Source organism: Streptomyces roseoviridis (assembly GCF_039535235.1).
Lineage (GTDB): Bacteria > Actinomycetota > Actinomycetes > Streptomycetales > Streptomycetaceae > Streptomyces > Streptomyces roseoviridis.
This window is the reverse complement of sequence record NZ_BAAAWU010000001.1, coordinates 2,775,136-2,788,949: the sequence shown is the minus strand read 5'-3', so window position 1 is coordinate 2,788,949 and position 13,814 is coordinate 2,775,136. Positions and strand designations below refer to the sequence as shown.

The window sequence follows — 13,814 nt, the reverse complement described above, 5'->3', positions numbered from 1 at the left end:
ATCGGCGTCGATACGGTTCGGCAGTGCGGCGTTTGCCACACCTACGCTGGCTTGCATGACGTCCTCCCAAGGCTCCGCGGGACGCTGGTCAGACCTCGACCGCCCCCCGCTCAACGCACCCTCCCTGCGCCGCGCGCTCGTCCTGCCCGACGCGCTGTGGACCTCCCTCGACGTGGTTGGGTCCACCGGCTCCACCAACTCCGATCTCGCCGCCCGCGCCGACGAACTGCCCGAGGGCGCGGTGCTCGTCGCCGAGGAACAGACCTCCGGGCGCGGCCGCCTCGACCGCAGCTGGGTCGCACCGGCCCGCTCCGGCCTCTTCCTCTCCGTCCTCCTCAAGCCCGACGTCCCCGTGCACCACTGGGGCTGGCTGCCCCTGCTCACCGGCGTGGCCGCCGCGCAGGGCCTCGGCAGGGCAGCCGGCGCCGACCTCTCCCTCAAGTGGCCCAACGACCTCCTCGTCCGCGTCGGCGGCGAGGAACGCAAGACCGGAGGCATCCTCGCCGAGCGGGCCGGCGCGGACGGAGTCGTCATCGGCCTCGGCATCAACGTCAGCCTCCGCGAGGACGAGCTCCCGGTGCCGGGCGCCGGCTCCCTCCTCCTCGCCGCCGCCGTCTCCACCGACCGCGACACCCTGCTGCGGGCCGTCCTGCGCTCCCTGGAGCAGTGGTACGGCGACTGGGTGCGGGCCGGCGGCGACCCGGCCGCCTCCGGGCTCCAGGACGCCTACGCGGCCGGCTGTGCCACCCTCGGCCGCCGGGTCCGCGCCGACCTGCCGGGCGAGCGGATGCTGGAGGGCGACGCCGTCGCCGTCGACGAGGACGGACGCCTGGTCGTCGCCACCGAGGGCGGCGGGACCGAGGCCGTCGCGGCCGGCGACATCGTCCACCTGCGCGCGGCCGACTGACCCCGCGCGCCACGCCCCCGCACCCCGCCGGCGCCCGGGGTCACCCGCCCGGCGTCACCCGTCCGGACCGGCCGGTTCTCGACCGGTCGGGACGGGTCGGGACCGGTTCGGGCGTGAGCCAGCACACACCTGTCGTATCGTGGAGCGCGATTCGTGGAGAGCGATCCGTGAAGACCGGGGAAGCACTCTCCACGCGACAGATCGGCAGGACAGTGGGCAGGGAACGGGCAGGAGGCGGCCGGTGACCGTCGACGACGCGAACAACGGCGGCGGGGCCGAACCAGCCGAACCCGCCGAGCCGTCCGCCGCTTCCCCCGCGTACCCCACGCCCCACCACGTCGTCGACCACACGGCCGAGCCGACCGACGACCCGCTCGCGATCCGCCTCGAACAGCTGATCCTCGGCGCCGACCGCCGCTACACCCCCTTCCAGGCCGCCCGCACCGCCGGCGTCTCCATGGAGCTCGCCTCCCGCTTCTGGCGCGCCATGGGCTTCGCCGACATCGGCCAGGCCAAGGCCCTCACCGAGGCCGACGTCCTCGCGCTGCGCCGCCTCGCCGGTCTCGTCGAGGCCGGACTGCTCAGCGAGCCGATGGCGGTGCAGGTGGCCCGTTCCACCGGGCAGACCACCGCCCGGCTCGCCGAATGGCAGATCGACTCCTTCCTGGAGGGCCTCACCGAGCCGCCCGAGCCCGGCATGACCCGCACCGAGGTCACGTACCCCCTGGTCGAGCTGCTGCTGCCCGAGCTGGAGGAGTTCCTGATCTACGTCTGGCGGCGCCAGCTCGCCGCCGCCACCGGCCGGGTCGTGCAGGCCGCCGACGACGAGGAGATGGTCGACCGGCGGCTCGCGGTCGGCTTCGCCGACCTCGTCGGCTTCACCCGCCTCACCCGGCGCCTGGAGGAGGAGGAACTCGGCGAGCTCGTCGAAGCCTTCGAGACCACCTGCGCCGACCTGGTCGCCGCGCACGGCGGCCGGCTCATCAAGACCCTCGGCGACGAGGTCCTGTACGCGGCCGACGACGCCGGCACGGCCGCCGAGATCGCGCTCCGGCTGATCGAGACGCTCAGCCACGACGACACCATGCCCGCCCTGCGCGTCGGCATCGCCTTCGGCACCGTCACGACCCGCATGGGCGACGTCTTCGGCACCACCGTGAACCTGGCCAGCCGGCTCACCTCGATAGCCCCCAAGGACGCCGTCCTGGTCGACAGCGCCCTCGCCGAGGAACTCACCAGGACCGGAGAGGCGCCCGTCTCCGAGACGCAGGCGGCGGAGGAGGCCGCCCGTGCCGAGAAGGAGGGCGGGCAGGCGCCGGCCTACCGCTTCGCGCTCCAGCCCATGTGGCAGCGGCCGGTGCGTGGACTGGGTGTCGTCGAGCCCTGGCTGCTGAGCCGCCGCCCGACCTAAGATCTCCGGTGAACAGCCGTTAACAGGCGTTAACCGGGAGGGTGTGCGGTCATGTCGGAGCAGTCCGAGCAGCGATTCGGTGAGTTCGTGGTGGTCCGCAGGGACGGGTCCGGTCATGTCGCCGAGCTGGTCCTCGACCGGCCCAAGGCCATGAACGCGGTGTCCTCGGAGATGGCGCGCTCCCTGGGTGCCGCCTGTGACGCGCTGGCCGCCGATTCCTCCGTGCGCGTCACCGTGCTGACGTCCTCCAACGACCGGGCCTTCTGTGTCGGCGCCGACCTGAAGGAGCGCAACTCCTTCACCGACGCCGAGCTGGTCCGCCAGCGGCCGGTCGCCCGCGCCGCCTACACCGGCGTCCTGGAGCTGCCCATGCCGACGATCGCGGCCGTGCACGGCTTCGCCCTCGGCGGCGGCTTCGAGCTGGCCCTGGCCTGTGACGTGATCGTGGCCGACGCGACCGCCGTGGTGGGCCTGCCGGAGGTGTCGGTGGGCGTCATCCCCGGCGGCGGCGGTACGCAGCTGCTGCCGCGCCGGGTGGGCGCGGCCCGCGCCGCCGAGCTGGTCTTCACGGCGCGCCGGGTGGAGGCCGCCGAGGCCCGCGAGCTCGGTCTGGTCGACCTGCTGGAGGAGGACGCCCGTACGGCGGCGCTGGAACTGGCCGGGCGGATCGCGGCCAACTCGCCGGTCGGCCTGCGTGCCGCCAAGAAGGCCATGCGGCTCGGCCAGGGCCTGGACCTGCGGGCGGGCCTGGAGGTCGAGGACGCGGCGTGGCGCTCGGTGGCCTTCTCGGGCGACCGGGCGGAGGGCGTGGCGGCCTTCAACGAGAAGCGGAAGCCGCAGTGGCCTGGCGAGTGAGACCGGTCTCCCTGCGCGGTGCGTGAGGGCCGCGCCCCGGCCGGGTGACGTGAGTCCAGGTCGCGCCCCGGCCGGGTGACGTGAGTCCAGGTCGCGCCCCGGCCGGGCGCGTGAGCCCAGGTCGATGTTCCCGTTTTGCATCAAATGTCACTTTCTGTGACGTCTCGAAGGGGAAAACCGATCAAACCTCCCTAAGCTGGTGGAATGGGTGAGGACGTGCGGCTGCGGGCCGTAGTGGCGCTGGCGCAGGCGATGGCGGCGGCGCACACTCCGCGCGAGTTCTGGCGGGCCGCGGCGCTGGGCGCCTGCGAGGCGCTCGGCGGCAGTTTCGCGGCGCTGTCCGTCTGGGAGCGGGACCACGGCCGGCTGAAGGTGCTGGTGAACGCGGGGGAGCGGGCGGTCGGGGAGGAGGAGTTCCCGGACGCCGAGACCTACCCGGTCCATCAGTTCCCGGAGATCACCGAGTTCCTGCACGAGCAGTGGGCGGGCGGCGGCGAGCCCGACGCCTGGGTGGAGACGGCCGACGACCGGGTGCCGACCGGGCGGGTCACCGGGCTGCGACGGCGCGGGCGCGGCTGCTGCGTGGTCGCCCCGGTCGTGCTGCACGGCAGGGCCTGGGGCGAGCTGTACGTGGCGCGGCCGGCCGGGGCGCCCGCCTTCGACCGGCACGACGCCGACTTCGCGACCGTCCTCGCCGCCGTCGTCGCGGCGGGCATCGCGCAGGCCGAGCGCCTGGAGGAGGTCCGCAAGCTCGCCTTCACGGATCCGCTCACGGGCCTCGCGAACCGCCGGGCCGTGGACACCCGTCTGGACCAGGCGATCGAGCGCTATCGCAGCGACGGCTCCGTGGTGAGCCTGGTGGTCTGTGACCTGAACGGCCTGAAGCGGGTCAACGACACCCACGGCCACGCGGTCGGCGACCGTCTGCTGGAACGGTTCGGCTCCGTTCTGTCACGGTGCGGCGCGATGCTTCCGGGGGCGCTGGCGGCGCGGCTCGGCGGCGACGAGTTCTGCCTCCTGACGGTCGGTCCGACGGCGGACGAGGTGGTGGCGGTCGCCGAAGAGCTGTGCGTACGGGCGGCGGAACTGGAGCTGGGCGAGGGCGTGGCCTGCGGGGTGGCGTCCACCGGCGACCCGATCGGCCCCCTCAAGTCCGCCCGCCGTCTCTTCCGCCTCGCCGACGCCGCGCAGTACCAGGCGAAGGCGGCCCGCTCCGCCAAGCCGGTGGTGGCCGGCCGCGACGGCACGGTCATCCGCCTCGCCGACGCCCCGCCCGGCGCCCGCGACCGCCGCCGCTTCCGGGACGCGCCGCCGGTGTAGGGAACGCGGTCCGGGGCGCGGGCGGGTGCCGGTCACCCGGGAGGGCGGCGGCGGGGCGCGCCGGGAGTCGTTCCCGGCCCGGAAGGGAGCGCCGCCCGGACGCCGCCGCCGCCCGGACGCCGCCGCCCGGCGAGGCCGAGCCCGGCGGCGCCGGGTCGGGCGCGGCCGATGTCCAGGCGGCGGGTTCAGGCGTGGCTGTCCTGCCTTCTCGAAGCGGTGCACGCGGCGCACAGCGTCTCGTCCGCGACGGGCCGGAACAGCATCGGCTGCACGTGTTCGCCCTCGCACTCACGGGCGGCCGCCAGCCGTGCGGACAGACGCGGTCCGGTGCGTTGTGCGGGCCCTGCGGGGGGCGCCGCTCGCAGGGGCGGAACCTCCCGCAGCAGGTACCGGACGAGCCCGCCGGGCCGGTACACGGGCGTGCCGTCGCCGGGCAGGCCCCGCAGCACGTGGGCGTGGACGTCGGCGGAACTGTGCCCGGCGGACAGCCAGTCCGCGGCGAGCCCGGCCAACTCGTCCCGCATGCCGCGCGGGATGTGCCGGAGGGCGGGCGAGAGGAGGGGCAGTGCCGCCACCAGGGCGCGGGCCTCGTCGGGGACGTCCGGCACGGACGGGACGGACCGCGCGGCCGGTGGAGGCGGCGGGGGCGGCGCCTGAGGCGCGGCCTGTGCCTCGGGCCCGGCTTCCGGCCCGCCCTCCAGTGCGCCCTCCGGCTCCGGCTCGGGTTCGCCCTCCGGCTCGGGCTCGGGTTCGCCCTCCGGCTCGGGCTCGGGCGGACGGTTGGAGGTGTCTTCGACACGGTCTTTCTTCGGATGACCGTCGGTGGGCGGGGCGGCCGGCTCACCGACGGCCGGAATCCCGGCACTCGGCAGGGGCAGTCGCGCCAGCAGCTTCGCGGCCTCCGCCGCGTTCAACGGCAGGTTGGTGACGAGCTGTCGGGTCGTCCACCGCCCACCCGGGCCCTGGACGCGCCGCTCGTGGACGAACCCCTCGGCCTTCAGCTGCCGCTTCGCCCTGGCGAACGCGCATGCCCCGATCCGGGCACGCTCGGCTGTTCGGGAAAGCGACTCGGGCGCACTCGCCGGGAGGGAGAGCTGCCAGGTCAGCAGCCGTACGGCGTCGGAGTTCAGGCGCGGATGCCGGATGATGTCGTGCGAGAACTGGGAGAAGCCGCGCGAGGGCGCGATAATGTGGCGGTACATCATCGGTGGAGGGGTCTCGATTCCACTGGTGGTCGAGGCCCTCGCTGACGGTTGCCGCCGTCTCGAGGGCCGTTTTGCGTGAACCGTACCGCACGCAGCGTGGTGCTTCGGATGCGCTGAGTGAATATGCCAGAACTTCAGGGCTTCTTGATCTCTTCCATGAGCATCCGCAGCGTCAGACTGTGCTTCTCTGACGGAAGCGCGTCCATGGCCGCCCGGGCGTACGCCACCCCGCCTTCGCGGTCACCGGCTCGCACCAGCATCAGCCCCCGGTGCAGCTCCAGGTGCGTGGCGAACCGGGGGAGTTCGGAAGGCAAGTCGCGACGGGCCTGCTCCTGGGCCTCGACGGCGCCCTTCTCGTCGCCGAGGCGTGCCAGGAGCAGGGAACGGAAGACGTTGAGGCGCCACCATGGCACCGCGTGGTCGGACGTCTGCTCGTGGGAGCCGACCGTGTCGAAGATCCGCCGGCCTTGGAGGTCCAGGCTCAGGGCCGTGGCCCGGTCGCCTCGAAGGGCGGCGGCATGGGCGCGCCCGTAGACGGCGTTGAGCAGTCCGAGGGACGGGGCGTCGCTGAGGGCGAGGGCCTGATCGGCGAGTACGTCGGCGAAGCCGAGGGAGGCGCCCTCGTACCCGAGCGCGATCGCCGCCCGCCCGCGCACCCAGACGCGCACCTCGTCGTCGCCCGCCTGGTCCGCGGCTTGCGCGGCCATGCGGTACCAGTGCACGGCCTTCGACCCGTCGGAGCCGGGGAAGGTCTTCGCGTACAGCGTCATCAGCCGCGACGCCACCGACCAGAGCCGCGTGTCTTCCAGTTGCTGCTGCACGATCACGAGTTCGCGGGAGACTCGACGTTGGATGTCTCCCGCGCCCATGCTCATGTACTCCGTGCCGTACGTGGCGAGCTTTCCCTCCCACTCGTCCACGGACGGTCCGCCCCGCAGCCGAGCGGCGAAGCCGTCGGACAGTAGGTCGGAGGCGATCACGGGCGCTATGGCGGTACCCGCGACATCGGTCAGGAACGTTCGGCGTTTCACGTCGTCCTCGAATGTGGCCAGGGGGGCATCCAGCACGGCGGACAAGGCCCGGAGGTAGAAGTCCCTGGGTGTGACCTTGCCGCACTCCCAGTTGCTCACGTACTCACGGGCGAGCGTCGTCCCGTATCGCTCGTTGATCGCCGTAGCCAGCCGGCCCTGGGACCAGCCCCGGGCCAGACGAAGCTGCCGGATCACCTCGCCGAGATCCATGCCACCATCTTGCCTCTCGATTCCGGGTGAACGTTCCAACAGTGCGACGAAGCAAGAGATTTCACACGGGAAATCGCACTATGCCCGCCCTCTGGGGCTGACCAGCATGGTGGTCGACGAGCCCGCGTCCTGATGCGGCCGTCTTCCCAGCTCACGAGAACGTGGAGACCCACGATGACCACCAGTCAGGAGCCGGACAAGCTTCCCGACGTATGTGCCGGAACACCTCCCGCCCCCTGCGGCTGCCGCCCGTCGGCAGCGCTCCTCGGGCGGGCCCGGCGTGGCTGGGAGGCGTTCCTGGCCCGTACGGGACCGCTGCCCGGCGAGGCCGGGTCGGGCGAAGCCCGCCGCCGCTCCGACGGCGACCGCGGCGGGCGGTGAGCACCGTGAACGAGCTGCCCGCGACGTGGGTCGACATGGGGCGGGACGTGGATCTGGCGCTCGCCCTCGCCGAAGGCCGGCCGACCGGCCCCGTGGCCGACGAGCTCCGCAGGCGTCTGCGCTCGCACATCGAGCAGCTCGTCACCCCGGCCGAGGCGTACGCGACGACGCTGGCGGACAACCGCGCCCGGGACATCGTCGAGAAGACGGCCGAACACGCCTGCGCGCTGCTGCGGGACCAGGGCGGTGATCCGGCCGCGTCGCTACGACTCCTCGGCAAGGCGACCTACCACCTGATGCGCTACGCGTCCGCGCACCGGCGGGGGCTGCGGCCGTGACGCGCGGCGGCCCCCCGGCCCGTCGCGTGCCCGTGCGGCCCGGCCGGGTGCGCCCGCTCGCCGCCCTCCTTGCGGGGCAGCCCCCCACACTGAAACGGAGCGCCTCGCTCCTGCCGCCTTGGCCGTCACCTAGTGACATGGCGCTCTTCAATCCGTAGGGTGCTGAATATGGATATGCAGACTGTCGTCCTTGGGACGTCCGGCACCACCCCGCAGGACGTCATCGACGTCGCCCGCCACGGCGCCCGCGTCGAGCTGTCATCCGAGGCCGTCGAGGCGCTCGCCGCCGCACGTGCCACCGTGGACGCGCTCGCCGCCAAGCCCGAGCCGGTCTACGGCGTCTCCACCGGCTTCGGCGCGCTCGCCACCCGGCACATCGGCCACGAGCTGCGCACCCAGCTCCAGCGCAACATCGTCCGCTCGCACGCCGCCGGCATGGGGCCGCGCGTCGAGCGCGAGGTCGTGCGCGCGCTGATGTTCCTGCGGCTCAAGACGGTCGCCTCCGGCCACACCGGTGTCCGCCCCGAGGTCGCCCAGACCATGGCCGACCTGCTCAACGCCGGGATCACCCCCGTCGTGCACGAGTACGGCTCGCTCGGCTGCTCCGGCGACCTCGCGCCGCTGTCCCACTGCGCCCTGGCGCTCATGGGCGAGGGCGACGCCGAGGGCCCCGACGGCGTCGTCAAGCCCGCCGGCGAGCTGCTCGCCGCCGCCGGCATCGAGCCCGTCGAGCTGCGGGAGAAGGAGGGCCTCGCCCTCCTCAACGGCACCGACGGCATGCTCGGCATGCTGATCATGGCGCTCGCCGACCTGGAGAACCTCTACACGTCGGCCGACATCACCGCCGCCCTCACCCTCGAAGCGCTCCTCGGCACCGAGAAGGTCCTCGAACCCGAGCTCCACGCCATCCGCCCGCACCCCGGCCAGGCCGCCTCCGCCGCCAACATGCTGGCCGTGCTCAAGGGCTCCGAGCTCACCGGCCACTTCCAGAGCGGCGAAGCCCCTCGCGTCCAGGACGCCTACTCCGTGCGCTGCGCCCCGCAGGTCGCCGGCGCCGGCCGCGACACCATGGCCCACGCCCGGCTCGTCGCCGAGCGCGAGCTCGCCGCCGCCGTCGACAACCCGGTCGTCCTCGCGGACGGCCAGGTCCGCTCCAACGGCAACTTCCACGGCGCCCCCGTCGCCTACGTCCTCGACTTCCTCGCGATCGCCGCAGCCGACCTCGGCTCCATCGCCGAGCGCCGCACCGACCGGCTCCTCGACAAGAACCGCTCGCACGGCCTGCCGCCGTTCCTCGCCGACGACGCCGGCGTCGACTCCGGCCTGATGATCGCCCAGTACACCCAGGCCGCCCTGGTCAGCGAGATGAAGCGGCTCGCCGTCCCGGCGTCCGCCGACTCCATCCCGTCCTCGGCGATGCAGGAGGACCACGTCTCCATGGGCTGGTCCGCCGCCCGCAAGCTGCGCACCGCGGTCGACAACCTCAACCGGATCATCGCCGTCGAGCTCTACGCCGCCACCCGCGGCATCGAGCTCCGCCACGGCCTGGCCCCGGCCCCGGCCTCCGCCGCCGCCATCGCGGCCCTGCGCGCGGCCGGCGTCCAGGGCCCCGGCCCCGACCGCTTCCTCGCCCCCGACCTGGCCGCCGCCGACGCCTTCGTACGCGAGGGCCGGCTGGTCGCCGCGGTCGAGCCGGTCACCGGACCGCTCGCCTGACGGACGTACGGGCAGACGAGGAAAGGGCCGCCTCCGAGCACCGGGGGCGGCCCTTTGCCGTGCTCAGGAGGCCCGGCCGCCCCGGCGCATCGCCAGCGTCACGAAGCCCGCGCCCACGCCCAGGAAGGCCGTCCCGCCCAGGAGGTACGGGGTGGTGTCGATGCCGCCGGTCTCCGCGAGCCGCGGCTCGTCGTCCCGGACCCCGGATGCGGCCGACGGCGCGCGGTCCGTCACGTGCTGCTCGCCGGTGGCGTTCGCGGAGGGCACGAACCACAGCGCGCAGAGCAGGGTCCCCGCGGCGGTGGCGGTGAGCAGCGGACGTCGGGCGACGGACACGTGGATTCGATCCCCCTTGGCGGAAACCGCGAACTGGTAGGTGCGCCGATGCTATTGAACTCAGCGGGTCGTGGGAAAGCCGAGGCCCTCCCGCGCTCTACGCTCCGCCCATGAGCACTTCCGAGACATCACGTTATGTACGGCTTCGCGTCGATCTGGTCCTTCAGGTCGACGGCCCCGCCGAACTCACCGAGGCCGCCGCGGGCCGGATCGACGCCGACGAGTTCATGCCGGAGGAGGAGCGGGTGCACGCCCGCGCCGCCGTCGCGGAGGACAGCGCGGAGGCCCTCGCCTACCTCGTCGAGCCCTTCGACCTGGTCGGCACCGTCCCCGGCGTCGAGATGGTGCAGGCCTCCTGGAGCAGCGAGGAGGTCGATTACGACCCCGATGCGATGGAGTGGGACCTCGACGACGAAGATGGTGTGCGGGAAGACGACGAGGACGACCGCACCTGACCGACCGCCCCTGCCCCTCGGGCCCCGGGACGGTGTCGTCCCGGGGCCCGTTCCCGTCCTCAGGGGTTCAGGGGGGCCGCCGGGAACCGAAAGCTCCGCGGGCGCGTGTCGCACAGTGGTGTTCCCCACATACCCCCCGGTTACGGAACCGGGCGGGTTGTCATGGGTGTTTCAGTGGGAAGTGGCAGGTAATCGGCGACGATGGAGAAGCGTGTGATGACGTACGGCAAGCGCCGCAGGAGCCTGACGGCGGCCGCCGCGGTGCTCGGTGGCGTGCTGGTGCTCTCGGCGTGCAGTGACAGCGACAAGGGCGGCAGCGCCGCCGACGCCTCGCAGAGCGCACAGTCACAGGCTCAGGTCGACGAGGCCGCCGCGCAGAAGACCTCCAAGGCGCAGATCACGATCTCGCCGAAGAACGGTGCCCAGAACGTCTCGATCAACGACGGCGCCAAGGTCACCGTCACCGACGGCAAGCTCACCGAGGTCACCATGACCTCCGCCGAGGGCGACACCGTCAAGGGCGAGATAGCCGCGGACGGTCTGAGCTGGCAGCCCAGCGGCCAGCTCAAGCGCGGCGTCGTCTACAAGGTCGCGGCGACGGCCACGGACGCCGAGGGACTGGAGGCGCACGAGAACTCCTCCTTCACCACGGTCTCCAAGGCCAACAGCTTCATCGCCAACTTCACGCCGGAAGCCGGCTCCACGGTCGGCGTCGGCATGCCGGTCTCGATCAACTTCAACAAGGCGATCAAGGACAAGAAGGCCGTCCAGAGCGGCATCAGCGTCACCTCCACCTCCGGCCAGGAGGTCGTGGGGCACTGGTTCAACTCCACGCGGCTCGACTTCCGTCCGGAGAACTACTGGGCCGAGGGCTCCACGGTCACCATGAAGCTGCAGCTCGACGGCGTCGAGGGCGCCGACGGCGTCTACGGCGTCCAGGAGAAGACCGTCACCTTCAAGATCGGCCGCAACCAGGTCTCCACGGTGGACGTGGCCACCAAGATGATGACGGTCAAGCAGGACGGCCGCACCATCAAGACCATCCCGATCTCGGCGGGCTCCCCGGAGAACACCACCTACAACGGCCAGATGGTGATCTCCGAGAAGTTCAAGGAGACCCGGATGAACGGCGCCACCGTCGGCTTCACCGACGCGGACGGCAAGGGCGAGTACGACATCAAGGACGTGCCGCACGCGATGCGCCTGTCCACGTCCGGCACCTTCATCCACGGCAACTACTGGGGCGCGCGCTCCATCTTCGGCAACGTGAACACCAGCCACGGCTGCGTGGGCCTCGCCGACGTCAAGGGCGCGGGCGACCCGAAGCAGCAGGCCGCGTGGTTCTACGACAACTCGATCATCGGCGACGTGGTCGTCGTCAAGAACTCCAAGGACAAGACGATCGCGCCCGACAACGGCCTCAACGGCTGGAACATGAGCTGGTCGGAGTGGAAGGCCGGCTCGGCCGTCTGACTCCCTCCGCACCCGGCGCTGCGGTGAAGTGACGCGGCCCCCCTCGTCCGACGACGAGGGGGGCCGCTCGCGTTCACGCCCGCCGGTCCGCGCTCCGATGGGCGTTCACGCCCGCGGGTCCGCGCTCGGATCCGCCTCCGCCACCACCGGCTCGTCGACACCCCACTGCGCCAGCAGCCGCAGCGCGTCCGCCGACGGCGAGCCGGGCTCCGCGTGGTACGTCACCAGCACCAGGTCGGGATCGTCGCCGGACACCTTCAACGACTCGTACGACAGCGTCATCTCGCCCACCAGCGGGTGCCGCAGCCGCTTCGTGCCGTGCCCCTTGTCCGTCACCGTGTGCGCCGCCCACAGCGAGCGGAACTCCTCGCTCCTGACCGACAGCTCGCCGACCAGCGCCATCAGCTCCGGGTCGTCCGGGTGCATTCCCGCGTACAGTCGCAGCACGCTCACGACCTCGACCGCCTTGCACTCCCACTCGATGTAGAGATCACGCGCGTTGGCGTCGAGGAAGATCATCCGGGCCATGTTCCGCTCGCGCGGATCCCACGCGGCGAAGTCGCCGAACAGCGCACGCGCCATCCGGTTCCAGGCCAGGACGTCGAGCCGCCGCCCCACGACGAAGGCCGGCACCCCCTCCATCGCGTCCAGGAGCTGCGCCAGACCGGGCCGCACCTGCTGCGGACGGGAGCTCCCCGCCCGCTGGCGCTTCTTCACGGTCGGCTTCGCCAGATGGGTCAGATGCGCCCGCTCGGTGTCGCTGAGCCGCAGCGCTCGCGCGATCGAATCCAGCACCTCCATGGACACGTTCCGGCCGTTGCCCTGTTCCAGCCGGGTGTAGTACGCCACCGACACCCCGGCCAACTGCGCCAGCTCCTCCCGGCGCAGGCCGGGAACCCGGCGGTGCCGCCCGAACTCGGGCAGGCCCACGTCCTGCGGCTTGAGGCGTGCCCGGCGGGAGCGGAGGAATTCGCTGAGTTCGGCACTGAGGTCCATACGTCCCCAGTATTCCCGGTGACGGCCGAAACCGGGCGTACGTTCCTGACCCTGCCAGTGGTAGGCACGCCGGTCGTAGGCAGAACAGTGGTCTGGGTGTGGCCGGAAACCTACGGCAGGCTCACCACCATGACCACGAACGTCTCCGCCATCGCAGCACCCGCCGCCAACGCCCCGCTGGAGCGCACCACCGTGCCGCGCCGGGCCGTCGGCGAGCACGACGTCCTCATCGAGATCAAGTACGCCGGCATCTGCCACTCCGACATCCACCAGGCCCGCGACGGCTGGGGCGAGGGCATCTTCCCGATGGTCCCCGGCCACGAGATCGCCGGCATCGTCACCGAGGTCGGCCCCGGCGTCACCCGGCACAAGGTCGGCGACCGCGTCGGCGTCGGCTGCTTCGTCGACTCCTGCCGCACCTGCGAGTACTGCGAGCGCGGCCTGGAGCAGTACTGCGTGAACGGCATGACCGGCACGTACAACGCCCTCGACAAGAACGGCGAGCCCACCTACGGCGGCTACTCCACCCACATCGTCGTCGACGAGAACTACACCCTGCGCATTCCCGAGGGCATCTCGCTCGACGTCGCAGCCCCGCTGCTGTGCGCCGGCATCACCCTCTACTCGCCGCTCGCCCACTGGCAGGCCGGCCCCGGCAAGAAGGTCGCCGTCGTCGGCCTCGGCGGCCTCGGCCACATGGGCGTCAAGATCGCCCACGCGCTCGGCGCCGAGGTGACCGTGCTCAGCCAGTCCCTGAAGAAGCAGGAGGACGGCCTCAAGCTCGGCGCCGACCACTACTACGCCACCAGCGACCCGGCGACCTTCACCGAGCTCGCCGGCACCTTCGACCTGGTGATCTCCACGGTCTCCGCGCCGCTCGACTTCGACGCCTACCTGAGCCTGGTCAAGACCGACGGCGCCCTGGTGAACGTCGGCGCCCCGGAGGAGCCGGTCAAGGTCGGCCTGTTCTCCCTCATAGGCGGCCGCAAGACGCTGGCCGGCTCGATGATCGGCGGCATCGCCGAGACCCAGGAGATGCTGGACTTCTGCGCCGCGCACGGCCTGGGTGCGGAGATCGAGCTGATCACGGCCGACCAGGTCAACGAGGCGTACGAGCGGGTCATCGCGTCCGACGTGCGCTACCGCTTCGTGATCGACGCCTCGACGATCTGATCCGGCG

General features: G+C 72.3%; 14 protein-coding genes. 10 read left to right on the top strand and 4 right to left on the bottom strand.

Features of this window, described 5'->3' with window-relative positions; translation table 11 throughout:
- The first annotated feature begins 55 nt into the window (after window positions 1-55).
- The 4 genes from ABD954_RS12370 (at window position 56) to ABD954_RS12355 (ending at window position 4,493) form a co-directional block, all read left to right on the top strand.
- Entirely contained in the window at window positions 56-907 is an 852-nt protein-coding gene (locus ABD954_RS12370) for a biotin--[acetyl-CoA-carboxylase] ligase (RefSeq protein WP_345486034.1), read from the top strand.
- A gap of 241 nt (window positions 908-1,148) precedes the next feature.
- Entirely contained in the window at window positions 1,149-2,318 is a 1,170-nt protein-coding gene (locus ABD954_RS12365; protein ID WP_345486032.1) for an adenylate/guanylate cyclase domain-containing protein, read from the top strand.
- Between the two features lie 51 nt (window positions 2,319-2,369).
- Complete coding sequence (locus ABD954_RS12360) at window positions 2,370-3,173, top strand: enoyl-CoA hydratase/isomerase family protein (RefSeq protein WP_345486030.1); 804 nt, start codon at window positions 2,370-2,372, stop codon at window positions 3,171-3,173.
- A gap of 204 nt (window positions 3,174-3,377) precedes the next feature.
- A complete protein-coding gene (locus tag ABD954_RS12355; RefSeq protein WP_345486029.1) occupies window positions 3,378-4,493 on the top strand; it encodes a GGDEF domain-containing protein in 1,116 nt (371 codons plus the stop codon).
- Between the two features lie 185 nt (window positions 4,494-4,678).
- On the opposite strand, the gene ABD954_RS12350 is transcribed toward ABD954_RS12355, so the two are convergent.
- Together ABD954_RS12350 and ABD954_RS12345 are read right to left on the bottom strand one after the other, a co-directional pair.
- The gene (locus tag ABD954_RS12350; protein WP_345486027.1) at window positions 4,679-5,698 is read right to left on the bottom strand and encodes a hypothetical protein; all 1,020 of its coding nucleotides are present in this window, start codon (window positions 5,696-5,698) and stop codon (window positions 4,679-4,681) included.
- A 134-nt stretch (window positions 5,699-5,832) separates the two neighbouring features.
- Window positions 5,833-6,939: a helix-turn-helix domain-containing protein gene (locus ABD954_RS12345; RefSeq protein ID WP_345486025.1), complete on the bottom strand. Its 1,107-nt coding sequence runs from the start codon at window positions 6,937-6,939 to the stop codon at window positions 5,833-5,835.
- 174 nt (window positions 6,940-7,113) lie between these two features.
- Between ABD954_RS12345 and ABD954_RS12340 the strand changes: the two genes are divergently transcribed.
- From ABD954_RS12340 to hutH, 3 genes are all read left to right on the top strand, one after another.
- On the top strand, window positions 7,114-7,320 hold the full coding sequence (locus ABD954_RS12340; protein WP_345486024.1) for a hypothetical protein: 207 nt from the start codon (window positions 7,114-7,116) through the stop codon (window positions 7,318-7,320).
- Between the two features lie 5 nt (window positions 7,321-7,325).
- Window positions 7,326-7,658, top strand: a complete 333-nt coding sequence (locus ABD954_RS12335) for a DUF6415 family natural product biosynthesis protein (RefSeq protein WP_345486022.1) — start codon at window positions 7,326-7,328, stop codon at window positions 7,656-7,658.
- A gap of 174 nt (window positions 7,659-7,832) precedes the next feature.
- Window positions 7,833-9,374 carry a histidine ammonia-lyase gene (gene hutH, locus ABD954_RS12330; RefSeq protein ID WP_345492112.1) on the top strand — a complete coding sequence of 514 codons (1,542 nt, stop codon included), beginning with the start codon at window positions 7,833-7,835 and terminating at the stop codon, window positions 9,372-9,374.
- 63 nt (window positions 9,375-9,437) lie between these two features.
- Here hutH and ABD954_RS12325 read toward each other — a convergent pair whose 3' ends face one another.
- Window positions 9,438-9,710: a hypothetical protein gene (locus ABD954_RS12325; RefSeq protein ID WP_345486020.1), complete on the bottom strand. Its 273-nt coding sequence runs from the start codon at window positions 9,708-9,710 to the stop codon at window positions 9,438-9,440.
- A 110-nt stretch (window positions 9,711-9,820) separates the two neighbouring features.
- On the opposite strand from ABD954_RS12325, the gene ABD954_RS12320 reads away from it, so the two are divergent.
- Together ABD954_RS12320 and ABD954_RS12315 are read left to right on the top strand one after the other, a co-directional pair.
- Window positions 9,821-10,165: a hypothetical protein gene (locus ABD954_RS12320; RefSeq protein WP_345486019.1), complete on the top strand. Its 345-nt coding sequence runs from the start codon at window positions 9,821-9,823 to the stop codon at window positions 10,163-10,165.
- A 201-nt stretch (window positions 10,166-10,366) separates the two neighbouring features.
- Window positions 10,367-11,638 carry a L,D-transpeptidase gene (locus ABD954_RS12315; RefSeq protein ID WP_345486017.1) on the top strand — a complete coding sequence of 424 codons (1,272 nt, stop codon included), beginning with the start codon at window positions 10,367-10,369 and terminating at the stop codon, window positions 11,636-11,638.
- Window positions 11,639-11,743: 105 nt separating this feature from the next.
- Here ABD954_RS12315 and ABD954_RS12310 read toward each other — a convergent pair whose 3' ends face one another.
- Window positions 11,744-12,634 (bottom strand): helix-turn-helix domain-containing protein, encoded by an 891-nt coding sequence (locus tag ABD954_RS12310; protein WP_345486016.1) that lies wholly within the window; start codon window positions 12,632-12,634, stop codon window positions 11,744-11,746.
- A 129-nt stretch (window positions 12,635-12,763) separates the two neighbouring features.
- Here ABD954_RS12310 and ABD954_RS12305 point away from each other — a divergent pair, with 129 nt between their 5' ends.
- Window positions 12,764-13,807 (top strand): NAD(P)-dependent alcohol dehydrogenase, encoded by a 1,044-nt coding sequence (locus tag ABD954_RS12305; RefSeq protein WP_345486014.1) that lies wholly within the window; start codon window positions 12,764-12,766, stop codon window positions 13,805-13,807.
- The last annotated feature ends 7 nt before the right edge of the window (window positions 13,808-13,814 follow it).